Here is a 22,534-nt window from a genome sequence, read left to right as displayed (position 1 = left end):
GAGGTCATATGAACGAATTCAAGAGGTGCATGAACGTGTTTACTCACTCTCCCTTTAAAGTACGCTTAATGCTGTTGAATATGCTGTGCGATATGTTTGGCAACAAACCACAGCAGAACGATAAACCATCCCACTAAGCGGCGTCGCGGTACGCCGCTTCATTTTTTCGTCACAATTCTCGTGCAAACTGCGCGTTTACCTCAAATTTCCCGATCTTTTTTACGGATTTGTAATCCCCTTCGCAAAACATCTGCTTAGCAACTGTTGATCTTATTTATCGCTCGCACTATCTTCTTGCAGCCCTGCACAATTTGCGGCTCGCTGAAGCGGACCCTCATTCCCTCTCCACGCACTGTCAGGCAGGTTTTGACCCTCGACGCCAGGGTTAGCACATGGCGTTTTTATGATAGTGACCTATGAATTTAACCCTGAAAGAAACACTTGTTACCCGCAGCCGGGCCTTAAGCCCGTGGACGGGATTCTATTTTCTGCAATCACTGCTGATTAACTTTGCACTTGGTTATCCCTTTAGCCTGCTGTACGCCGTCGCCTTTACGTGCGTACTCCATTTGCTGTGGCGTGGCACACCCCGAGTGCAGAAGATAGTGGTAGGGATCTGTTCGCTGATCGCGGCACTTTATTTTCCTTTTGGCCAGGCCTATGGCTCGCCAAACTTTAATACCCTGCTGGCGCTGCATTCCACCAACATGGAAGAGTCGACGGAAATTCTGACCATCTTCCCGTGGTACAGCTACGTAGTAGGTCTTTTCATTTTTGCACTCGGCGTCATCGCCGTTCGTCGTAAACCGGAAGAGAAAAAAGCATGGGGAAAAGTTGAGAGCCTGTGCCTGGTGTTTAGCGTGGCAACCTTTTTTGTCACGCCGGTTCAAAATCTTGCCTGGGGTGGCGTATTTAAGTTCAAGGATACCGGCTATCCAGTGTTCCGCTTTGTAAAAGATGTCGTGGTCAATAACCAGGAAGTTCTCGATGAACAGTCGCGAATGGCAGAACTGTCGCAAATGAAGGACACCTGGAACGTACTGGCCGTTAAACCGAAGTATCACACATACGTGGTGGTCATTGGTGAAAGCGCTCGCCGTGATGCGCTGGGTGCATTTGGTGGCCACTGGGATAACACACCCTTTGCCAGCTCGGTGAATGGTTACCTGTTTACCGATTACATTGCGGCCAGTGGTTCCACGCAAAAATCGCTGGGATTAACGTTAAACCGGGTAGTTGATAATAAACCGCAATATCAGGATAACTTTGTCACGCTGGCAAACCGTGCAGGTTTCCAGACGTGGTGGTTCTCGAACCAAGGCCAAATTGGCGAATATGATACCGCTATCGCCAGCATTGCAAAACGTGCTGATGAGGTTCAGTTCCTGAAGAATGGTGATTTTGAAGCCGATAAAAACACCAAAGACGAAGCTCTGCTGAAAATGACAGCCCAGGTTTTTGCCACGCAGCACACGCAGCCACAACTGATCGTTCTGCATTTAATGGGCTCACATCCACAGGCTTGCGATCGTACTCAGGGGAAATACAACGAATTCGTTCAATCGAAGGAGACGTCATGCTACCTCTACAGCATGACGCAGACGGACGATCTGCTAAGTAAGCTGTATGACCAGTTGCGTAATACCGGTGACAGTTTCTCGATGGTCTATTTTTCTGACCACGGGCTGGCATTTAAGGAACGCGGAAAAGAGGTTCAATACCTGGCGCACGATGACAAATTCCAGCAGAACTTCCAGGTTCCCTTTATGGTGCTCTCCAGTGATGATAAAGCCCATCGTATTGTTAAAGCACGTCGCTCTGCGAACGATTTTTTGAGCTTCTTCTCACAGTGGACGGGGATTTCCGCCACGCAAATCCCTAACGATTATCGTTTTATCTCCGGGCAAAAAGCCCCGCCAGTTTACGTTACCAATTTTAAGTTACAGAAAGTTGACTATAACCACCTGGGCACGGATATCTTCGATATAAAAAGTCGCTGATTTGTGCAGCCTGTCCCTTCTCCTGCGAGGGGACAAATACTATAAAACGGCAACCTTCGGGTTGCCATTTTACTTTTACAGACATAAAAAAATCCGCCACATTGGGCGGATTTTTTACTGGCTCACCGGAGTGATTAGAAGCGGTAACCTACACCCGCGATCCAGGTGCCAACGTCAACGTTGCGGATACGGCTCTGCTCATAGGAGAAGTCCAAAGCAACGTTTTCAATTGGGTTGAACTGCAGGCCTGCGCCGTAGGAGAAGCCGTAGTCGCTGGTGCTTGCAGTGCGGTTAGCAGATTCGTTTTCAGTCTGCTGGAATTTACCGTAACCCACACCAACAACACCGTAGATGCTTGCCCAGTCGTTCAGACGGTAAGCTGGACCTGCGGTGATACCGTAGTACTGGCTTTTATTGTAAGCGCTGTCGTCGAAACGGTCTTTTTCAGTGTAGGTAAAGGAACCGATCACACCCAGCGGGCTGTTGTCCTGCTCGTAGCGGTATTTCAGGTTGAAACCGTTAGCTTTGTTCATCACGCCCTGCATATCGCTCTGAGCGTAACCACCGGTAACGGTAGAAGTAGCAGCTACAGCAGTACCTGCGGAAACAGCCAGAACAGCGGCCAGTGCTGAAAGACATGCAATTTTTTTCATAACCACCTCAAATGTGCTTCAAGTAAATCCGTAAGTTTTAAATATATCAAAAATTCTTGTGAAACTCTTTGTGATTCGTAATGTCTAAAGGAGCCTTTCCTGTAACAGAACATTTCCAGAAGAAGCTATCTCCTTCAAATAACATAGAATTCCCACTTCAAAACGCTAATACTGCGCGCCCTTGTCGCTACATTCATCCAGATTATTCCTAATCTGACAGCTGATAAATCCATCAACGCTTAACCATTTTACGGATTTCACACGTTTTTTTTTCAACGTAGTCTCAACCGTTGCAGCATATTTCTATTACACTGCGGCTTTTACTTCATTTGACATAAATTGACAGGAGAAAGGATGCCAGGGTTACCCCGCAAAGCATCGGTCTGGTTGCCGATCGCTGTAATACTCATCGCCATGTTGTCCATCCAGAGCGGCGCATCGCTTGCGAAATCACTCTTTCCGCTTGTTGGAGCTCCGGGCGTCACAGCGCTGCGTATTGCCCTTGGTACACTGATACTCGTGGTCATCTTTAAACCGTGGCGGCTCCGCTTTAAGAAAGAGCAGCGTTTGCCTCTGCTTTTCTACGGGCTGTCATTGGGAGCGATGAACTATATGTTCTACCTCTCTATACAGACCATACCGCTTGGGATCGCCGTTGCGCTTGAATTCACCGGCCCGTTGGCCGTTGCTCTTTTTTCGTCTCGTCGTCCGGTGGACTTTATCTGGGTGGTTCTGGCCGTTCTGGGATTATGGTTCCTGCTGCCACTGGGTCAGGATGTCTCGCAAATTGACCTGACCGGCGCTGCACTCGCGTTGGGTGCTGGGGCGTGCTGGGCCATCTATATCCTCTCAGGTCAGCGAGCCGGAGAAGAACACGGCCCGGCAACAGTGGCGCTGGGTTCATTAATTGCTGCCATTATTTTTGTGCCACTCGGAATGGCGCAGGCTACTGCATCTATCTGGCAATGGTCAGTCATGCCGATCGGAATAGCTGTCGCCATTCTGTCAACAGCACTTCCCTATTCTCTGGAGATGATTGCCCTGACCCGCCTGCCCACACGTATTTTTGGTACGCTAATGAGCATGGAACCTGCACTGGCGGCTATCTCAGGTATGGTCTTTCTGGGTGAAACCCTGACATTCACTCAGACGCTGGCACTCTGTTCGATTATCGCCGCATCGATGGGGTCGACGCTCACTCTGCGGCGCGAAAGTAAAGTTGAAAAAATAGATATAAATTGATGCGCATGATTCTGCATGGCAAATTTGCCATGCAGAATAGAGGCCATAATGAGATCACGTATTATTTACTAACACTTCTGTTATTATTTTAAAATAAAAACCGTACGTTCACGCAGCATAAACAAAATGTTCCACACGTTAATAAAAATTAACTAACTTATTGTTTTTATTTAAATAAACACTTCAACTCACTTCTTACTATTAAACTGATAGGCAGCACCAAAACCACATACCTCAAGTCTGGTGCTATACTCATTTTCGTTAATTACCTGGGACACTAACATCAAGAGGATATGAGATTATGAGTACCGCTAAATTGGTAAAAACGAAAGCGTCTAATCTGCTTTATACCCGTAACGATGTATCAGATAGCGATAAAAAAGCGACGATCGAGTTGCTGAATCGCCAGGTTGTCCAGTTCATTGACCTGTCACTGATCACCAAACAGGCCCACTGGAACATGCGTGGTGCAAACTTTATCGCTGTACATGAAATGCTGGATGGCTTCCGTACCGCGCTCACCGACCACCTCGATACCATGGCAGAACGTGCGGTACAACTCGGGGGCGTTGCGCTCGGTACAACGCAGGTGATCAATAGCAAAACCCCGCTGAAAAGCTACCCGCTGGATATCCATACCGTACAGGATCACCTGAAAGAGCTGGCGGATCGCTATGCCATCGTCGCTAACGACGTTCGCAAGGCGGTGAGTGAAGCGAAGGATGAAGACACGGCTGATATCTTTACAGCAGCTTCTCGCGACCTGGACAAATTCCTGTGGTTTATCGAATCTAACATTGAGTAATCCATACGAATTTACTATCAAACCCTCGCCCTCTGGCGGGGGTTTTGCACATTTATGGTGCATGTTTTTCTCCCCCTCGCTGCAAAAGTGAATGAAATGTAATAATCACCTCACACAACCGTTAACGGAAGATTGTTTTTTCGCCAGAATATGCGCTAAATAGCCCCCTGCTACCTGCCCTAAATGCAATGCACCAAAATGGTGCTTCACATTGGTGCAATTCAGCATCTTTGCCACATTTATTGTGCAATATGTGACACCATCCCCTTTGCAAAACAACAGGTTGTAAAGTTGGCACGATTTTTTCATGATACCAATCGTTCTCGCAGGGGATCGCCCCGTGGATATAAAAGGAAATGCTATGAAGTCTGTATTAAAAGTTTCACTGGCTGCACTTACCCTGGCTTTTGCGGTGTCTTCTCAGGCTGCCGACAAACTTGTTGTGGCAACTGACACTGCGTTCGTTCCGTTTGAATTCAAGCAGGGCGACAAGTACGTTGGTTTTGACGTGGATCTGTGGGCGGCTATCGCAAAAGAACTCAAACTGGACTACACCCTGAAGCCAATGGACTTCAGCGGCATCATTCCGGCACTGCAAACCAAAAACGTTGACCTGGCACTCGCGGGTATCACCATTACCGACGAACGTAAAAAAGCGATCGACTTCTCTGACGGCTACTACAAAAGCGGCCTGCTGGTGATGGTGAAAGCTGACAACAACGACGTGAAAAGCGTTAAAGATCTCGATGGTAAAGTGGTTGCTGTGAAGAGCGGTACGGGTTCCGTTGATTACGCAAAAGCAAATATCAAAACCAAAGACCTACGTCAGTTCCCGAACATCGATAATGCCTATATGGAACTCGGCACTAACCGTGCTGACGCGGTTCTGCACGATACGCCAAACATCCTGTACTTCATCAAAACAGCAGGCAACGGCAAGTTCAAAGCGGTGGGTGAGTCTCTGGAAGCCCAGCAGTACGGAATCGCTTTCCCGAAAGGCAGCGACGACCTGCGTACCAAAGTGAACGGCGCGCTGAAAACCCTGAAAGAGAATGGCACGTACAACGAAATTTACAAAAAATGGTTCGGTACAGAACCTAAATAACTATTCTTAAAAAAAAGAAGAACACTCAGGGGCGACCTTTCGCCCCTGCTATTTTTGAACCACGGTAACAGTAACAGGAAATTATCATGCAGTTTGACTGGAGCGCCATCTGGCCTGCCATTCCTATCTTGCTTGAAGGCGCCAAAATGACCCTGTGGATTTCGGTCCTCGGTCTGGTTGGCGGGTTGATTATCGGCCTCGTGGCTGGTTTCGCTCGCACCTACGGTGGCTGGATTGCAAACCACATCGCACTGGTCTTCATTGAAGTGATCCGCGGAACGCCGATTGTCGTCCAGGTTATGTTCATTTACTTTGCCCTGCCTATGGCCTTTAACGACCTGCGCATCGATCCGTTCAGTGCAGCTGTTGTCACTATTATGATCAACTCGGGTGCATACATTGCGGAAATCACGCGTGGTGCAGTGTTGTCGATTCATAAAGGTTTCAGTGAGGCAGGCCTGGCATTGGGTCTTTCCCGCCGCGAAACTATTCGCCACGTTATTCTGCCGTTGGCGCTGCGCCGTATGCTGCCGCCGCTGGGTAACCAATGGATCATCAGTATTAAAGATACGTCGCTGTTTATCGTTATCGGTGTTGCTGAGCTGACCCGTCAGGGCCAGGAGATCATTGCAGGCAACTTCCGTGCACTGGAAATCTGGAGTGCGGTAGCCGTTGTCTACCTGATTATCACTCTGGTTCTGAGCTTTATTCTGCGTCGTCTTGAAAGAAGGATGAAAATCCTGTGATTGAATTTAAAAACGTTTCCAAGCACTTTGGACCAACCCAGGTGCTGCACAATATCGATTTAGACATTAAGCAAGGTGAAGTCGTGGTTATTATCGGGCCATCCGGATCCGGTAAATCTACCCTGCTGCGCTGCATCAACAAGCTGGAAGAGATCACCAGTGGCGATCTGATTGTCGATGGCCTGAAAGTGAACGACCCGAAAGTTGATGACCGTCTGATTCGTCAGGAAGCTGGCATGGTGTTCCAGCAGTTTTATCTGTTCCCGCACCTCACGGCGCTGGAAAACGTGATGTTTGGGCCACTGCGCGTACGTGGCGCAAGTAAAGCAGCGGCGGAAGCACTGGCGAAAGATCTGCTGGCAAAAGTCGGTCTGGCAGAACGTGCGCATCACTACCCTTCAGAGCTTTCAGGTGGTCAACAGCAACGTGTGGCAATCGCCCGTGCGCTCGCAGTCAAACCTAAAATGATGCTGTTTGATGAACCAACCTCAGCACTCGATCCCGAGTTGCGCCACGAGGTGCTGAAAGTCATGCAGGATCTGGCGGAAGAAGGGATGACAATGGTCATCGTCACCCACGAAATCGGCTTTGCTGAGAAAGTGGCTTCTCGCCTGATTTTCATTGATAAAGGCCGCATCGCTGAAGATGGCGACCCTCAGGCACTGATCGCCAATCCGCCGAGCCAGCGTTTGCAGGAGTTCCTGCAGCACGTCTCCTGAGAAATTCGCAAAAACAAAGCCGGGTCAGCGTTGAGCGCTACCCGGTTTTTTTTGCCAGATTGTTCCCAAAAATCTCCCTTCGCGTCCTGAGCTCTATACTTATCATTTTGCTCAACATTTTTACCGGAGGACGCCGTGCCGTGGATCCTGTTGCTGTTACTGAGCCTGTTTTGCTCCTCTACGCTCGCCGTTACGATCCCCGGCGTCACCAGCGGAACTGCAGCTACGCAGCAAACCACACCGGCTCCGGAACCAAATGTTGAGCAAAAAAAAGCCGCCTATAGCGCGCTGGCAGACGTTCTGGAAAATGATACCTCCCGTCAGGAGTTAATTGGACAGTTGCGTAAAGTCGCAGCCACACCGCCACAGGAACCCGTTCCTGTTATTACGCCGCCTCTCGTACAAGAACAAAAAACGGTTCTGGAGAATGTTACCGATGTCAGCCGTCACTATGGTGATGCCCTCTCCTCCCGATTCGCCCAACTCTACCGCAACCTGATTGGCTCTCCCCACAAGCCCTTTAACTCGCAAACCTTTATGACTGCGGTAAGCCATTTTTTGATGCTCGCCGCGATCGTATTTGCCTTTTACTGGTTAGCACGCCTGTGTGCATGGCCGCTTTATCGCAAAATGGGCCTGTGGGGACGCAAGAAAAATCGCGAGAGAAGTAGCTGGTTTCATTTACCGCTCATGATTGCCGGGGCATTCATCATTGATTTACTGCTGCTGGCACTCACTCTGTTTGTCGGGCAGATCGCCAGCGACAGCCTTAACGCGGGCAGTAAAACCATCGCCTTTCAGCAGGCGCTGTTCCTGAATGCTTTTGCCCTGATTGAGTTTTTCAAAGCGCTGCTGCGGTTAATTTTTTGCCCGCGCGTGCCAGAGCTACGCCCCTTCGCCATCCAGGATGAAAGCGCCAAATACTGGGCCGTTCGCCTGAGCGTATTAAGTGGATTAATTGGCTATGGGTTGTTGGTCGCCGTCCCCATCACCTCCAACCAGGTGAATGTCCAGTTTGGCGCGCTGGCCAATGTTCTGATCATGCTTTGCATCACCGTCTGGTCGCTGTACCTCATCTTTCATAATAAAAGGGCCATCACCCAGAGCTTGCTACATTTGGCCGACCGTTCACTCTCCTTCTTTAGCCTTTTCATTCGCGCGTTTGCGCTGGTGTGGCACTGGCTGGCGAGCGCTTACTTTATCGTTCTGTGCTTCTTCTCCCTGTTTGATCCGGGCAATAGCCTGAAATTCATGATGGGGGCGACGTTTAAAAGCCTGGCTATTATTGGCATCGCAGCGTTCATTTCTGGTCTGTTGTCTCGCTGGATTTCAAAAACCATTACCCTGTCAGCTCAGGTTCAGCGTAACTATCCTGAACTGCAAAAACGGGTCAACGGCTGGGTGTCCGTATCGCTGAAAGTGGCCCGTATTCTCACCGTTTGTATCGCTGTCATGCTGCTTCTGAATGCATGGGGACTGTTTGATTTCTGGAACTGGCTGCATAACGGTGCAGGTGAAAAGACTGTCGATATCCTGATTCGTATCGCACTGATCCTGTTCTTCTCCGCCATCGGCTGGACTGTGTTGGCAAGCCTGATAGAAAACCGACTGGTATCGGATATCCATGGCAGGCCACTTCCCAGTGCGCGGGCACGCACACTCCTGACGCTGTTTCGCAATGCGTTGGCGGTCATCATCAGCACCATTACGATCATGATTGTGTTATCCGAAATCGGGGTGAATATCGCCCCTCTGCTGGCAGGGGCTGGTGCACTTGGGCTGGCAATCTCGTTTGGTTCACAAACCCTGGTCAAAGACATTATCACCGGTATTTTTATCCAGTTTGAAAACGGAATGAATACAGGGGATCTGGTCACCATTGGGCCATTAACCGGCACAGTGGAACGGATGTCCATCCGCTCTGTCGGGGTACGGCAGGATACCGGGGCGTATCACATCATTCCGTGGTCATCGATTACCACTTTTGCCAATTTTGTACGTGGCATTGGCTCCGTGGTGGCGAATTACGATGTGGATCGACATGAAGACGCTGATAAAGCGAAGCAGGCCCTGAAGGCGGCGGTAGAAGAGTTAATGGAAATGGAAGAGATTCGCGGCCTGGTGATTGGTGAGCCGTCATTCGCTGGTATCGTCGGGCTGACCAACACCGCCTTTACCTTGCGGGTGTCGTTCACCACGCAACCGCTTAAACAATGGACGGTACGGTTTGCGCTCGACAGTATGGTGAAAAAGCATTTTGACCTGGCACAGATACGCATGCCTGTGCAAACGTACCAGGTATTACCTTCACCTGTCGCTCCGCTCCCGCCACAAGAGCCGACAATATAGGCGACCGGGCAACACTGCCCGGCCGATTATCGGTTACAGCGGTTTGCGGCGTTTTGCATCATCCATGAATGACCAGGCGATAAAGCGGCTCTGTTTCTGCCCTTGCGCCATCTCTTTTTTCACCACCTTCACTGCTCCGACTTCGGTTAAGGCGCGGTAAAGTGGTGGCAGGTTATCTCCACGAGACACCAGCGTGGTGAACCATTTAACCTGACGACCAAACTGTTTACTTTCAGCAATCATCTTCTCAATAAACGCTACTTCGCCACCTTCGCACCACAGCTCTTGCTGCTGACCACCAAAGTTCAGAGCGGCATCTTGCGCCTGACCCAGATTACGACGTTTGCGCTCGCTACCTGCACGCGCGGCTGCCGCTGAGTCATGGAACGGTGGGTTACACAGAGTGGCGTCATAGAATTCATTTTTATGAATGATGCCAGTGAAAATCGCCGATGCCTCTTTTTGTCTGCGCAGGCGGATCGCGCGCGTCAATCCGGCATTACCGTTGATGATAGCCTGTGCACTGGAGAATGCCTCAGCCCCAATTTCACTACCGGTGAAGCGCCAGCCGTACTCATGGACGCCAATCAAAGGATAAATCAGGTTCGCGCCGGTCCCAATATCCAGGATGGTCGCCTGCTGTGGGATAACACCGGCATGATCTTCCGCCAGCAAATCGGCGAGATGGTGTACGTAGTCAGCGCGCCCTGGCACTGGCGGGCACAGAAAGCCCTCGGGAATGTCCCAGTGCGCAACACCGTAAAAATGGGCCAGCAGGGCTTTATTGAGTGCTTTGACCGCCAGCGGGTCAGCAAAGTTAACCGACGGCTCACCAGCAGGCGTCTGTACGATGTAATCCTGTAATTGAGGATAGCTTTCGCACAACGCATTCATGTCGTAGCGGCTACGGTGGCGGTTACGCGGGTGCAATCCCGGCTTTTGGGCAGTCATGGCATTCTCCTTTTAACAGCGGCGTAAGATACCCTCTGCTGCTGTTACGGTAAATAACTCTCTTTCATCTGCAATAATCCACCGAAAATCAACAACCTGTATGTCTATGATTTGTCAATATTTTGTAAGTATATATCGTTCAAAAAATAAGCAGATCATCATCAAATATTTGCGCCAAATCACACTCCCACAGCTTCTAAACTAAGAAGGAATCACCCGTTGTTCCCCGATGAGGATGTGATTATGAAGAAATACCTGACCCTTGTTGTCATCGCTGGTGCACTGGCCACAGCGTCATTTTCTGCCTGGTCAGTTCAGTCACTGACAGATAACACCGATACCAGTCAGCTACGCGCTGCTGGCACTGTCTCGGCCAGTGGCGCGAGCAACCTTGACGATTTGCAGGCCAAACTGGCTGAAAAAGCACGTCAGGAAGGCGCAAAAGGATTCGTGGTGAATTCCGCTAGCGGCGATAACCACATGTACGGCACGGCAACCATTTACAAATAACCCCCTTCTTCCCCGTCACCTCGCTGCATCTGTTCACCAGATGCAGTTCTCTTTTCTCCCCCACCTTGACTGTACAATTTTTAACCCCATATCCTTGTTATGAGATCGAAACGTCTTTCAGGAGCACAAAATGGCATCAGGTTGGGCCAATGACGACGCTGTAAATGAACAGATCAACAGTACGATTGAAGATGCTGTTGCGCGTGCGCGTGGCGAATTACCACACGGTGAAAGTTTGCATGAGTGCGAAGAATGTGGAGAGCCCATTCCCGAGGCACGACGTAAAGCCATTCCTGGTGTCAGGTTATGCATTGCATGCCAGCAGAATAAAGATTCAAAAAATAAAACACATGCAGGATATAATCGCAGAGGATCTAAAGATAGCCAGCTACGTTGACTTTCCTTTACCTAAGTTAACCGCGCAAGCGGTTTCCTTTACGCTCACGATTTTATACCAGTCGCGTAGCAAAATGTGCCCTTCTCAACGGCTCTGTAAAGCGCAGCGACAAGAAGTGTAAATCGATATCCTGAATTTATTAATATTCAATAACTTATTTGTCATTCAATTTTTTTGAGCAACGACGTCAATTCTCTTCGATTTTATCTCTCGCAAAAAAACGTGATACTTATCACATCGACGGAACATCGTCCCATTAACAGAATAACCTGCGAGAGATTAACTATGAAAACCATCAAATATGCTGTTGCTGCTGTTGCCCTGTCTGCTCTGTCTTTCGGCGCATTCGCTGCAGAACCTGTGACTAATGCTCAGGCTCAGACTCTCAATAAAATCGGTGTTGTGAGCGCAGAAGGCGCAACCACGCTGGATGGCCTGGAAGCTAAACTGGCAGAGAAAGCATCCGCTGCAGGTGCTAGCGGCTACACCATCACTTCCGCTAACACCAACAACAAACTTAGCGGTACTGCGGTTATCTACAAATAACCGAACGACATTCTGCTCCACCCTCGCTATACCCTCTGGCGAGATGCTCCAACCCTCATTGACCCTGTTGTTGTTACCCTTGCTTGCCCGTCCGCCACTGGACGGGCTTTTTTTTGCCTAAAATGACTGCTCCACACGGCGCAACCCGGCTTCCACCGTATCAGCCTCACCGGTTGCCACCAGGCAGCAAGCCATCTGAAGTTTGATCGAATGTGGAACAGGCTGGCTTCCGGCAAGGCATTGTTCAATCCAGTGCGCAGTTGTTTGTGGATCTTTTGCCAGCGGCAATGCCACATTCATATTCTCTTCACCACGTTCCAGTAAGGCGCGTGTTCCAGTCGAATCAATCAGCATGAGTTGCGGACATCGTTGCGGGTTGGCATAGACCTCACCTTCTGTCCCATGCATCAGCAACGCCCTGCCCCCCGTACTGTCAAAGAAGTTTGCCACGCGGGTGACATACTCAGGATGCGAAACGCTGGAAAGGCGGAGTGCAGCATCTTCAGCAAAAGGTGTCGCCAGTTTTGCCAGCGTATGAGCACTGTTCCGCACCCCCATGCGCCAGCGCATATCCAGTTGTTTTTCAAGCGGCGGGCATAACGCGCTGACCGGAATATAGACGGGTTGATGTCCATCCAGTTTGGCCTGAGCCTGACCCGCATGGTACGTTGGCATGATACCCAGTAACTCAAAAATTGTTTCCGTGAGGACACGTGTTGGATCTTCACTTACGCCATGCACCACAACCGGAAATCCGATTTTATGCAACAGAATGGCCAGCAGCGGCGTCAGGTTCGCCTGTTTTCGCGCCCCATTGTAAGTTGGAATCACAATCGGCATCGGCTTTGCCACTGGCGGCGTTAAGCGCAGTGTTTGCGCCTGCATGGCATCATAAAACCCGCGCATCTCCGCTTCGCCTTCACCTTTAATGCGCAGCGCAATCAGGATCCCGCCCATCTCCAGCTCTGGTACATCGCCATTCAGCATATGGGTATACAGCGTGCGTGCAGTTTCATGGTCAAGATCACGCGCGTGGTTTTTCCCGCGCCCTACCTCTTTGATAATTTTGCGATAATCCACGACATTTCTCCTTGCGACATCTTGTTAACAATATAGCCCTGAAGAAGCCGCCGCCGATAGTTTTTTGTGTACCCTCACCTTCTCAATGACCACATCTACAATTCCCTGTTTTGAAAAAAGAAAATTTTTACAAGTCTTTATTTAATTATTAGTACATCACCCTACAGGTTTCTGCCGATGATAATTCTGATTAAATAACAAACGGAAAAGAGTGGTGTGTTATTTGCGGTTATCGCGAAAAATCTTAAGTGAAAGGAAAACAACAGGATTAACTATGAATAAGGTTGCGTTAAGTATATTTATCGCTGCCGCAATAGGATGCTCCGCATCCGTATTTGCAGCAACAAATGGTGAAGGCCAGATTAACTTCACCGGAGAGATTATCGATTCCGCTTGCCAGGTCGTAAATGGTTTGAGTAGTCCATTGAATGTTGAATTAGGAAAGGTATCCAAAACTGTGTTTACCGGTGCAGGCTCCACCAGCACATTAACTAAGTTTGATATTCAATTAAAAGACTGCCCGGAAACCGTGACATCTGCTGCAATTAATTTTGGTGGTACGCCAGATACTGACAATAATACAACACTCGCATTAACACCCGATGCAGGTGCAGCAACAGGTGTGGCTATTCAGTTGCTCGACTCTGCGGACCAACCCGTCAGTTTGTATACCCCTTCCAGCCAGTACCCGTTAACGTCAGGAACTACGGTAAACGATCTGACATTTGGTGCTCGCTATATTCAAACAAAATCGACAATAACGGCTGGCCCTGCTAATTCCGTATCAACGTTTACTGTCATCTATAACTGATCATATTCACCCGGAGAGAGTCGCCATCTCATCATGGCGACTCTCTCTTCTCTGTGTTGAGACATCACTATGCGCCATCGTTATTTATTCAGTGCTCTTTTTCTGATTGCAGCAACAGCCCACGCTGGTGTCATTATTAATGGTACTCGTCTGGTTTATCAGGGCGGAAAAAAAGAATCCTCTATCGGGCTTTCAAACCCAGATACAACAGACTACCTGGTGCAATCATGGGTAGATGCTGGCGGAAAAAATCAGGCCAAAGCCCCCTTTCTGATTACGCCGCCTCTCTTTCGCTTAGACGGTAAAGAAGATAACGTTTTGCGTGTTGTGCGCACGGGTGGGAATTTACCCGAAGATCGTGAATCATTGTTCTGGTTAAATATCAAAGCCATTCCGTCTTCACTGCATACCGAAGGCTCAAATACGTTACAAATCGCCGTTAATACGCGCATTAAGTTGTTATATCGCCCTTCAACAGTAAAAGGAAAACCAGAAGAGGTGGCAGATAAACTGGAATGGCATCGCGAAGGTAATGAACTGATTGTTCATAACCCTACACCTTTCTACATGAATTTCCAGACAGTGCAGTTAAACGGCAAAAAAGTGGATAAAGCGACCTGGGCCGAACCTGAAACCGAAACCCATTTTGCATTGCCTGCCAGCATCAGTGGCAAAACCGTTACTTGGTCAATTATTACTGACTACGGCAGCATCAGCCATACCTGGTCCAAATCCATTCATTAAAAAAGCGATGCGCAGGCGTTTTATATCATCATGTACAGTAATAAAAAGCCCTTCACCTGCTCATTACCCGCTTTTCTGGCTATATTATGTGGCCTTGTCATCGCGGTTTTTGCGCAACATGTATGGGCTGATGATTATTTTAACCCGGCATTACTGGATGTTGATAACCCGCAGCAGAGTAAAACCGATCTTAGCATTTATGAAACGGGACCAGGGCAAGCACCAGGGACATATCAGGTCACTATTTTTATTAATAATAATAAAATTGACACCCGTGACGTGACCTTCAGGTTACAACAGAATTCACACGGTCATAATTCACTCCAGCCCTGCTTTAGTCTTGATAATTTAAAAAGCCTGGGCATTAAAACGCAAAAATTCCCCCAGATCATATCGGCTGGGAAATGTGCAGATTTAAGTGTTATACCTGCAGCATCGGCCACCTTTCGCGTCAGAAACCAGCAGCTATTATTGAGTATTCCACAGTCCGCTCTGGGCCAGGTTCCTCGCGGCTACATTGATGCGAAAGAATATGATGAAGGGATCACTGCTGGTTTGCTCAACTACAGTGCAACAGCCAGCCAGAACCACGCTCGCCAGCAAGGGACGGAAGATACCAGTAGCCAGTATGTGAACCTGCGTCCGGGCCTGAATATAGGTGCATGGCGCTTGCGCAATTATTCCACCTGGAATCGCAGCACAACAGGCCATACTGAGCAGCATAAATTCTCTTCCGTTTATACCTATGCCCAGCGCGATATTATCGCCATGAAAAGTAGCCTGACGGTCGGGCAAAGCAGTTCCCCTGCCGACGTCTTCGATAGCGTTCCTTATACTGGCGTAGAGCTTCATTCCGACAGCGATATGCTGCCAGACAGCGAAAAAGGATATGCCCCTATTATCCGTGGCACAGCGCACAGCAATGCACTGGTTGTTGTCCGTCAGAATGGTTACGTCATTTACCAGAATACGGTCGCACCTGGGGCATTTGAGATTAACGATCTTTATCCTACGGGTAGCAGCGGCGATCTTCAGGTCACGGTTAAAGAGACTGACGGAAGCGAGCGCCATTTTACCGTTCCCTATGCTTCCGTTCCGGTCCTGCAACGCGAAAAACACCTTAAGTACAGCGTAACCGCAGGACACTACCGCTCTTACGACAGTGATGTCGAAAAAACGCCCTTTGCTCAGGGGAGTGCGATCTATGGCTTACCCTATGGTCTTACTGCTTATGACGGTATGCAGCAAAGCCCCCATTACCAGTCGTACGCGATCGGAACAGGAAAAAACATCGGCAGCCTTGGGGCTTTTTCGATTGATGTGACCCGGGCAAAAGCACAGCTCAAAAAACAAAAAGCCAGCAAAGGTCAGTCCTGGCGTGCGCGCTACAGCAAAGATTTTGCGCAAACAGGGACGAATTTCTCGCTGGCAGGCTATCGCTATAACAGCAAAGGTTTTTACACACTCGAAGACACCATGGAGTCTTACACCCACTCCAGCGACTGGTCAGCCCCGCAGCAACGCCGTGTGCGCACCGAAGCCTCTATCGACCAGACGCTCGGTGAAGGTTGGGGCTCTTTCACACTCAGCCTGGTTAAAGAACGCTACTGGAGTCAAAGCCAGAATATGACCTCCATGAGTGTGAGCTACAACAATAGCTGGCACAGTATCAGCTACAGCCTGAGCTACAGCATGAATAAGAATACCAATGACAGTGATGAGGACGGCAACGCCGTCAGTAACGACAATCTGTTTGCCCTGAGCGTTTCTGTTCCGCTGGATCACTGGATGCATAACACCTGGGCAACCTACAACCTGAACAACAACCAGGACGGGACAACGCAAAATATCGGGCTCAACGGTACTGCACTAGAGGATGACAATCTGAACTGGAATGTTCAGGAAGGGCTCAGTACCACGGGGAGCAGCCATTCAACCAGCATGAATGCTGATTATAAATCCACATACGGTGAAGTCAGCGGTGGACTCAGCCAGGACAGCTATCAGCAGTCAGTAAACCTCGGCCTCCAGGGGGGCGTGGTTGCTCACGCTAATGGCATCACACTCAGCCAGCCACTGGGCGAAACCATTGCACTGGTCAAAGCACCGGGGACACACGGAACGCATATCACTAACCAGACCGGCGTGGAAACGGATTTTCGTGGGTACACTGTCGTTCCCTTCGTCACTGCGTACCGGCACAACACCCTCTCACTGGATACCGAAACCCTGCCCGATGACGCCGATATCACCCATGCGGCACAGGTCGTTACGCCAACCCGTGGTGCAGTGGTCCGCGCCAGCTTTAACACCCGAACAGGACGACGTGCCTTAATGACGCTCACGCGAAACGGCAAACCACTGCCTTTTGGCGCAACGGTCACCACCGATGATAAAGACAGTGAATTCATCGTGGGTAATGATGGGCAGACCTATCTCTCCGGCCTGGCGCAACGTGGTCAGCTGACCGTCTCCTGGGGCCAGGAAGCCGATGAACACTGCACGGTACGTTACGCCCTGGCGGATGAGACCGATAAAACCAACATCATTAACACTGCTGCGCAGTGCCATTGATTCACCCTTCAGGTTCAACATTATGCAGATAGCAAAACCATGTTTTTTCTTTCTTGTTCTGGCCGTTACTGCACTGTTTATGCCACATGCAAAAGCGACCTGTACCAGCCCGAATATGCCCGCGATGATTAACGTGGCCTCGGTTTCCGTCTCCAGTACACTGCCCATTGGCGCCACCATACCCGGCTCAGAACAAACCGTGCATGTGGCTGGAAATTGTGATCAGAGTGGAGACAGCGGCCTGGAGATCGTCTCCTGTTACTACGGAACAGGTTCAGAAGTCTCTGGACTCAGGGGAGTTTATGATTCCGGTGTACCCGGCATTGGCGTTGCGCTGAAAAATGATAAGGGGCAGCGCATCAGCGGGGCCGGTGGCACACAGTGTGACTCACGCAATTATCCCATAGGCTATGTTTCTGATGACGGTCAGTTATCGTTCAGCTTTGATGTCACACTGGAGCTGGTGAAGACCAGCAGCGATGTCACATCCGGCACGCTGGTACAGGCGCAAACCCGGTTTGGTATTGGTGTGTTTGGTCATGAGGGGATAGGTAATCCCAATAATATCTCGTACGCCGGGAACATTAATTTCAACGAAGTGACCTGCTCAGTTTCACCCAAAAATCTCACTATCGTTTTGGGCGACTTTCCGGTGAGTGATTTCACAGGAACAGGCACGTTAACGCGCGAGAATCTTTTCGACGTCAACGTGACGTGTACAGATACCGTCCAGCCTCAGGTCATGATAACCAGCGCCAATGGCTATGAAAGCAGCTTTGCCGGCGTGATTAAACTGACGCCGGAAAGCGGTGTTGCAACCGGGGTAGGAATTCGCATGCTGTTTGACGGTGAGGCCCCGGAGTTTGGAACCTACAGGGACACGGCTGCCGTGGCGCAAGCAAATCAGACGCTGGCGATCCCTTTCGAAGTTGCCTATGAACAAATCTCGCCGGATGTCACGCCAGGCACAGCCAACAGCATTGCCACCATCACACTGGGGTACAAATGAGGAAATATATTCTACTTCTGCTCATGCTGATGGGTCAGGCACATGCAGATGCAATCCTGCTCAACATGCAAGGCAATATCCTGGCAAATACCTGCTCGGTAGATAGCACTAGCCAGAATATGACCGTTGATTTAGGGCAGGCGGCATCGAGCGATTTCAGGGACGTGGGGGACACCGGAGAATGGAAGAACGTTGAACTGACACTTTCGAAATGCCCGCCCACGACCACGCTCGCCACGGCGACCTTCAGAGGACAGGCGGATAGCGTTCACCCCACCAAATTTGCCAATACTGGCTCTGCCGGCGGTCTGGCACTGGAGCTAGCCGATCGCCAGGATCGGATTACGATTGCCCCCCAGGCAAGTTTCAGCGTACTCGTCAATCAGAGTGATCACACGGCAGATTTCCCTCTGGCGGCACGTTACTACGCCACGTCCCTGCCCGTTACGGCAGGGACGTTCAACAGCGTGGTACAAGTGACGTTTATTTACCAGTAGGACCACGCCCCTTCGCACGGACGTTTTTTTTACGCCCGGCAAGCATGTTTACCGGGCGTTTTTTTACCGCAGGAACATCAGGTTGTTCGATCGGGAACACAGGCAGCGCATTCAGCAACCGCTGACCGTAGTTTTTGGTCAGAAGGCGTTTATCATAGATAACAATCTCCCCCCAACAACCGTGGCTACGGATCAAGCGCCCGACTTGCTGAATTAAATTAAACGACGCGGCGGGCAGGCTTTGCACTTCAAACGGGTAACGATTGAGACTTTTCAGCCATTCGCCTTCGGTGATCACCACCGGGCTGTCGATAGGCGGAAACGCGATTTTATGGATATGTACCTGAGTCAGGTAATCCCCTTTCAGATCCAGACCTTCGGCAAAAGATTGCAGCCCCACCAGCACGCTGCGTTCTCCGTTATCAATACGCTGGCGGTGCAGTTCTACCAGCCGATAGCGCGGCTGATCGCCCTGAACCAACAGCAGCAAACGCAGGTCGGTCACAAAGGTTAAAAACAGCTGCATTGCGCGCTGGCTGGCAAACAGCACCAGCATGCCGGGGTATTTTTTGCTTTCCAGTTGTTCACGGAAGTACGCCGCCATCTCAGCAATGTGTCGCTCTTCGTTTTCCATAAGTGGCTCATACGTCATGCGCGGGATCACCAGCTTACCCTGCTCGCAATGGTTAAACGGTGAGTCGAGAGAGACAAACCGATCGCCCGCCTTCTCTTTTAATCCGCTCATTTCCTGCAAACGGGAAAAGCTGTTCAATGAACGCAACGTGGCCGATGTCACCACCACATGCGGCACGCGACGCCAGATCAGCTTTTCCAGTTGGTCGCTCACACGAATACCGACACAGTGGAAAAAGAGATGCATCTGCCCGTCTTTCGTTTCACGGGTCGCCCATTTGGTCACTGGCGCACCAGATGCCTGCGCCATCGACGCCAGTCGCCACAGCTTACTCTGAGACTCAAACATGCCCAGCGCGCGGTTCATCTGTAACAAGATACGATGCAAGCGCACCACATCATGCGAGCCTGTTTTCTCACTCAGATCGCTTAAGAAGAGATCGGCCAGCCCGCGCAATTTTTCGAGATGCTTCGCCAGTTGCTGGCAAATCTCCATAACCTCATCCGGAAGTTCCCCCATCGCAAAACGGTGTTCGGCCTCCTGCGTCGCGGGAAGATAAAGGTTCAGGATGTTGTTCAGGGATGCGATGAGGCTGTATACCTCTTCACAATGCTCACTCAGCCGTTCAGGATTCGCCAGCGGCGGTGTGGTTTTAGGGCGAAATTGATCCATGCAGGTCGCCACCAGTTTGCAAAACAGATCCAGTTGCAGTCGAAACCACGGCGCGGTGATCTCGGCACTCATTTCCAGCGCATCACGCGCGACATCCGGCAAATGATGTCCTTCATCCAGCACCAGCAGTAAGTGTTTTGGCTCCGGCAGGACAGACTCACTTTCCAGCGCCGCCATCACCAGCGCATGGTTGGCGACAACCACTTCCGCCTCCTGAATTTCACGCCGCGCAACAAAGAAGGGGCACTCGCGATAGTAATGGCAGTTACGGTTCAGACAACTCGCTTTATCGGTGCTGAGCCTGCGCCATAACTCATCGCTGATGGCCTTGTCCGTATGGTCACGCAGGCCATCCCATTTGTAGCTGTCGAGATCGGTTTTCAGCTTCGCGCAAAGATCCTGCTCGGCTTTGTTATTCGGTGTTAAGTCATCATCCAGAAATGCCAGCAGATCCTGTTGTGTGGGTTCACTGCTGGAGAGCGCCGCGAGATTGCGGGGACATACGTAGCGCCCACGCCCAAAGGCCGCGGTAAAGCGCAGGTCAGGAATGAGTTTTCGCAATAACGGCAAATCTTTGCTGTAGATTTGATCCTGTAGGGCCACGTTGGCGGTACTGACCACCAGCGTTTTCTGCTCTTCACGGGCGATGGCGATACCGGGGATCAGATACGAAAGGGTTTTCCCAACGCCTGTCGGCGCTTCAATTGCCAGATGCCGGCCATCATCCCCGGCAAGCGTTTTTGCCACATCAGCGATCATCTGACGCTGCGGCGCTCGGGGGATAAAGTCGGGGATCTGCTGTTGCAGCGCCTTATACCAGGCGGCAATTTGCGCTTTTAGCGCAGCGGTTAAAGCCATCGGGAAACCTGAAATACTGTATAAACAGCCACTATTGTGGCACTTTCTGTTCCTTGTCGCAAAAAAAAGCCCGGCTTTACGGCCGGGCTTCCTGATTACTGTGCGCTTGCAGGCTTGCGTGGGCGACGTCGACGTTGCCCTTCACCGGCAGGTTTCGCTTCACCGCTGCGCCACGGATTTTCACCCGCAGGTTTGGCATCACCCGTACGACGCGGAGGCTTCCCTGACGCTTTAGGCGCACCGCCTTCAGTGCGACGTGGCTGCTGTTGACCGCGACCACCGCCACCCTGTCCACGACCACCACCGCCACCCCGTGACTGACGGCCATTCTGAATCGGCTCAGCCTGGATAGACGGGTCGACCTCATAACCTTCAACGGCGATGCGTGGGATCTCTTTCTTCAGCAGGCGTTCGATATCCCGCAGAAGCTTGTGTTCATCGACACAGACCAGAGAGAGCGCTTCACCCGTTGCCGCAGCACGGCCAGTACGGCCAATGCGGTGGACATAGTCTTCCGGAACGTTTGGCAGCTCGTAGTTCACTACGTGCGGCAATTCTTCAATATCCAGCCCGCGAGCAGCGATATCCGTTGCCACCAGCACACGAATATCGCCGGATTTAAAATCAGCCAACGCACGTGTACGCGCCCCCTGGCTCTTATTGCCATGGATCGCTGCACTGCGAATACCGTCTTTATTCAGCTGTTCCGCAAGGTGGTTAGCACCGTGCTTGGTGCGGGTAAAGACCAGCACTTGCTGCCAGTTGCCCTGGCCGATCATCTGAGAGAGCAGTTCCCGCTTGCGTTTTTTGTCCACAAAGTGGACATGCTGGGTGACCTGCTCAGACGCCGTGTTGCGACGCGCCACTTCGATTTCCAGCGGGTTGTGCAGCAGCTTTTCCGCAAGCGCTTTGATCTCATCAGAGAAGGTTGCGGAGAACAGCAGGTTCTGACGACGTGCCGGCAGTTTAGCCAGTACACGGCGGATATCGTGGATAAAGCCCATATCCAGCATACGGTCAGCTTCATCCAGCACCAGAATTTCAATGCCATCAAGCTTAACAGCGTTCTGATGTTCCAGATCGAGCAGACGGCCCGGTGTTGCCACCAGCACGTCCACACCGCCGCGCAGTTTCATCATCTGCGGATTAATGCTGACACCACCAAAGACCACCAGCGAACGGATGTTGAGATAGCGGCTGTACTCACGCACGTTCTCACCAATCTGTGCCGCCAGTTCACGCGTTGGCGTGAGGATCAGAGCACGTACTGGACGACGGCCTTTCGCATGGGGCTGGTTTTGTACCAGAAGCTGTAGCAGCGGCAGCGTAAAGCCCGCTGTTTTGCCTGTGCCGGTCTGCGCACTGGCCATCAGATCGCGCCCTTCCAGCACAGCAGGGATCGCCTGTTGCTGAATTGGGGTTGGCTCAAGGTAGCCCTGCTCTGCAACAGCACGCAGAATTTCCGGGTTCAGGCCAAGGGAATCAAAAGACATAAAAACTCCGAACCGCCCCGACCATCACAGGTGTAGTTTTCAGGGAGATATAACGAATATGAGAGGACAAAAACCACAATGTCGCGAAGCAGCGGAGTGTAGCAGCTTTTGTGACGTGGCGCATAAAATATCCCTCTGA

21 protein-coding genes are annotated in these 22,534 nt (G+C 50.7%); 16 read left to right on the top strand and 5 right to left on the bottom strand.

The window, feature by feature from the left end; genetic code table 11:
* Positions 1–8: 8 nt before the first annotated feature.
* Positions 9–137, top strand: coding sequence for a manganase accumulation protein MntS (gene mntS / locus HV346_RS06825; protein ID WP_181622776.1), 129 nt, complete (start codon positions 9–11; stop codon positions 135–137).
* A gap of 279 nt (positions 138–416) precedes the next feature.
* Positions 417–2,000 (top strand): phosphoethanolamine transferase, encoded by a 1,584-nt coding sequence (locus HV346_RS06820; protein WP_181622775.1) that lies wholly within the window; start codon positions 417–419, stop codon positions 1,998–2,000.
* A gap of 134 nt (positions 2,001–2,134) precedes the next feature.
* On the opposite strand, the gene ompX is transcribed toward HV346_RS06820, so the two are convergent.
* Positions 2,135–2,653 carry an outer membrane protein OmpX gene (gene ompX, locus HV346_RS06815; protein ID WP_181622774.1) on the bottom strand — a complete coding sequence of 173 codons (519 nt, stop codon included), beginning with the start codon at positions 2,651–2,653 and terminating at the stop codon, positions 2,135–2,137.
* A gap of 354 nt (positions 2,654–3,007) precedes the next feature.
* Here ompX and rhtA point away from each other — a divergent pair, with 354 nt between their 5' ends.
* The 6 genes from rhtA to ybiO all read left to right on the top strand — a co-directional run bounded on the left by rhtA (position 3,008) and on the right by ybiO (position 9,619).
* Positions 3,008–3,895, top strand: a complete 888-nt coding sequence (gene rhtA, locus HV346_RS06810) for a threonine/homoserine exporter RhtA (RefSeq protein WP_181622773.1) — start codon at positions 3,008–3,010, stop codon at positions 3,893–3,895.
* 301 nt (positions 3,896–4,196) lie between these two features.
* Positions 4,197–4,700, top strand: a complete 504-nt coding sequence (dps, locus tag HV346_RS06805; protein WP_181622772.1) for a DNA starvation/stationary phase protection protein Dps — start codon at positions 4,197–4,199, stop codon at positions 4,698–4,700.
* A 361-nt stretch (positions 4,701–5,061) separates the two neighbouring features.
* The gene (gene glnH, locus HV346_RS06800; RefSeq protein ID WP_013097464.1) at positions 5,062–5,805 is read left to right on the top strand and encodes a glutamine ABC transporter substrate-binding protein GlnH; all 744 of its coding nucleotides are present in this window, start codon (positions 5,062–5,064) and stop codon (positions 5,803–5,805) included.
* 86 nt (positions 5,806–5,891) lie between these two features.
* Positions 5,892–6,551 carry a glutamine ABC transporter permease GlnP gene (glnP, locus tag HV346_RS06795; protein WP_181622771.1) on the top strand — a complete coding sequence of 220 codons (660 nt, stop codon included), beginning with the start codon at positions 5,892–5,894 and terminating at the stop codon, positions 6,549–6,551.
* A complete protein-coding gene (gene glnQ / locus HV346_RS06790) occupies positions 6,548–7,270 on the top strand; it encodes a glutamine ABC transporter ATP-binding protein GlnQ (protein ID WP_181622770.1) in 723 nt (240 codons plus the stop codon). Before glnP ends, glnQ begins: the two co-directional genes overlap by 4 nt.
* A gap of 135 nt (positions 7,271–7,405) precedes the next feature.
* A complete protein-coding gene (gene ybiO / locus HV346_RS06785) occupies positions 7,406–9,619 on the top strand; it encodes a mechanosensitive channel protein (RefSeq protein ID WP_181622769.1) in 2,214 nt (737 codons plus the stop codon).
* A gap of 33 nt (positions 9,620–9,652) precedes the next feature.
* Here the strand turns inward: ybiO and rlmF are convergent, their stop codons facing one another.
* Complete coding sequence (gene rlmF / locus HV346_RS06780) at positions 9,653–10,570, bottom strand: 23S rRNA (adenine(1618)-N(6))-methyltransferase RlmF (protein WP_181622768.1); 918 nt, start codon at positions 10,568–10,570, stop codon at positions 9,653–9,655.
* Between the two features lie 243 nt (positions 10,571–10,813).
* On the opposite strand from rlmF, the gene mcbA reads away from it, so the two are divergent.
* The 3 genes from mcbA (at position 10,814) to ybiJ (ending at position 12,023) form a co-directional block, all read left to right on the top strand.
* A complete protein-coding gene (gene mcbA / locus HV346_RS06775; protein WP_181622767.1) occupies positions 10,814–11,080 on the top strand; it encodes a DUF1471 family periplasmic protein McbA in 267 nt (88 codons plus the stop codon).
* Positions 11,081–11,210: 130 nt separating this feature from the next.
* A complete protein-coding gene (locus HV346_RS06770; protein WP_181622766.1) occupies positions 11,211–11,477 on the top strand; it encodes a DksA/TraR family C4-type zinc finger protein in 267 nt (88 codons plus the stop codon).
* 285 nt (positions 11,478–11,762) lie between these two features.
* Positions 11,763–12,023 carry a DUF1471 family protein YbiJ gene (gene ybiJ, locus HV346_RS06765; RefSeq protein WP_181622765.1) on the top strand — a complete coding sequence of 87 codons (261 nt, stop codon included), beginning with the start codon at positions 11,763–11,765 and terminating at the stop codon, positions 12,021–12,023.
* A gap of 117 nt (positions 12,024–12,140) precedes the next feature.
* Here the strand turns inward: ybiJ and ybiB are convergent, their stop codons facing one another.
* Entirely contained in the window at positions 12,141–13,103 is a 963-nt protein-coding gene (gene ybiB / locus HV346_RS06760) for a DNA-binding protein YbiB (protein WP_181622764.1), read from the bottom strand.
* Positions 13,104–13,377: 274 nt separating this feature from the next.
* Between ybiB and HV346_RS06755 the strand changes: the two genes are divergently transcribed.
* The 5 genes from HV346_RS06755 to HV346_RS06735 all read left to right on the top strand — a co-directional run bounded on the left by HV346_RS06755 (position 13,378) and on the right by HV346_RS06735 (position 18,738).
* Positions 13,378–13,914: a fimbrial protein gene (locus HV346_RS06755; protein ID WP_181622763.1), complete on the top strand. Its 537-nt coding sequence runs from the start codon at positions 13,378–13,380 to the stop codon at positions 13,912–13,914.
* Positions 13,915–13,983: 69 nt separating this feature from the next.
* Positions 13,984–14,658 (top strand): molecular chaperone, encoded by a 675-nt coding sequence (locus tag HV346_RS06750; protein WP_181622762.1) that lies wholly within the window; start codon positions 13,984–13,986, stop codon positions 14,656–14,658.
* A 30-nt stretch (positions 14,659–14,688) separates the two neighbouring features.
* Positions 14,689–17,232, top strand: coding sequence for a fimbria/pilus outer membrane usher protein (locus HV346_RS06745; protein WP_181622761.1), 2,544 nt, complete (start codon positions 14,689–14,691; stop codon positions 17,230–17,232).
* A gap of 22 nt (positions 17,233–17,254) precedes the next feature.
* Positions 17,255–18,241: a fimbrial protein gene (locus HV346_RS06740; protein ID WP_181622760.1), complete on the top strand. Its 987-nt coding sequence runs from the start codon at positions 17,255–17,257 to the stop codon at positions 18,239–18,241.
* Positions 18,238–18,738, top strand: coding sequence for a fimbrial protein (locus tag HV346_RS06735; RefSeq protein ID WP_181622759.1), 501 nt, complete (start codon positions 18,238–18,240; stop codon positions 18,736–18,738). The genes HV346_RS06740 and HV346_RS06735 overlap by 4 nt, the downstream gene beginning before the upstream one ends.
* Here the strand turns inward: HV346_RS06735 and dinG are convergent.
* Together dinG and rhlE are read right to left on the bottom strand one after the other, a co-directional pair.
* On the bottom strand, positions 18,725–20,902 hold the full coding sequence (dinG, locus tag HV346_RS06730) for an ATP-dependent DNA helicase DinG (RefSeq protein WP_181622758.1): 2,178 nt from the start codon (positions 20,900–20,902) through the stop codon (positions 18,725–18,727). The two genes, HV346_RS06735 and dinG, sit on opposite strands and share 14 nt — an antisense overlap.
* A 95-nt stretch (positions 20,903–20,997) precedes the next feature.
* Positions 20,998–22,395, bottom strand: a complete 1,398-nt coding sequence (rhlE, locus tag HV346_RS06725) for an ATP-dependent RNA helicase RhlE (RefSeq protein ID WP_181622757.1) — start codon at positions 22,393–22,395, stop codon at positions 20,998–21,000.
* Positions 22,396–22,534: the final 139 nt, after the last annotated feature.

The organism is Enterobacter sp. RHBSTW-00994 (assembly GCF_013782625.1).
In the GTDB taxonomy this organism is placed as follows: domain Bacteria; phylum Pseudomonadota; class Gammaproteobacteria; order Enterobacterales; family Enterobacteriaceae; genus Enterobacter.
The sequence above is the reverse complement of the archived record's forward strand: the minus strand, read 5'-3'. Positions and strand labels throughout refer to the sequence as shown.

Coding starts and splice junctions, on each gene's coding strand:
- mntS (WP_181622776.1), top strand. CDS start 9: ATGAACGAATTCAAGAGGTGCATGAACGTGTTTACTCACTCTCCCTTT.
- HV346_RS06820 (WP_181622775.1), top strand. CDS start 417: ATGAATTTAACCCTGAAAGAAACACTTGTTACCCGCAGCCGGGCCTTA.
- ompX (WP_181622774.1), bottom strand. CDS start 2,653: ATGAAAAAAATTGCATGTCTTTCAGCACTGGCCGCTGTTCTGGCTGTT.
- rhtA (WP_181622773.1), top strand. CDS start 3,008: ATGCCAGGGTTACCCCGCAAAGCATCGGTCTGGTTGCCGATCGCTGTA.
- dps (WP_181622772.1), top strand. CDS start 4,197: ATGAGTACCGCTAAATTGGTAAAAACGAAAGCGTCTAATCTGCTTTAT.
- glnH (WP_013097464.1), top strand. CDS start 5,062: ATGAAGTCTGTATTAAAAGTTTCACTGGCTGCACTTACCCTGGCTTTT.
- glnP (WP_181622771.1), top strand. CDS start 5,892: ATGCAGTTTGACTGGAGCGCCATCTGGCCTGCCATTCCTATCTTGCTT.
- rlmF (WP_181622768.1), bottom strand. CDS start 10,570: ATGACTGCCCAAAAGCCGGGATTGCACCCGCGTAACCGCCACCGTAGC.
- mcbA (WP_181622767.1), top strand. CDS start 10,814: ATGAAGAAATACCTGACCCTTGTTGTCATCGCTGGTGCACTGGCCACA.
- HV346_RS06770 (WP_181622766.1), top strand. CDS start 11,211: ATGGCATCAGGTTGGGCCAATGACGACGCTGTAAATGAACAGATCAAC.
- ybiJ (WP_181622765.1), top strand. CDS start 11,763: ATGAAAACCATCAAATATGCTGTTGCTGCTGTTGCCCTGTCTGCTCTG.
- HV346_RS06755 (WP_181622763.1), top strand. CDS start 13,378: ATGAATAAGGTTGCGTTAAGTATATTTATCGCTGCCGCAATAGGATGC.
- HV346_RS06750 (WP_181622762.1), top strand. CDS start 13,984: ATGCGCCATCGTTATTTATTCAGTGCTCTTTTTCTGATTGCAGCAACA.
- HV346_RS06745 (WP_181622761.1), top strand. CDS start 14,689: ATGTACAGTAATAAAAAGCCCTTCACCTGCTCATTACCCGCTTTTCTG.
- HV346_RS06740 (WP_181622760.1), top strand. CDS start 17,255: ATGCAGATAGCAAAACCATGTTTTTTCTTTCTTGTTCTGGCCGTTACT.
- HV346_RS06735 (WP_181622759.1), top strand. CDS start 18,238: ATGAGGAAATATATTCTACTTCTGCTCATGCTGATGGGTCAGGCACAT.
- dinG (WP_181622758.1), bottom strand. CDS start 20,902: ATGGCTTTAACCGCTGCGCTAAAAGCGCAAATTGCCGCCTGGTATAAG.
- rhlE (WP_181622757.1), bottom strand. CDS start 22,395: ATGTCTTTTGATTCCCTTGGCCTGAACCCGGAAATTCTGCGTGCTGTT.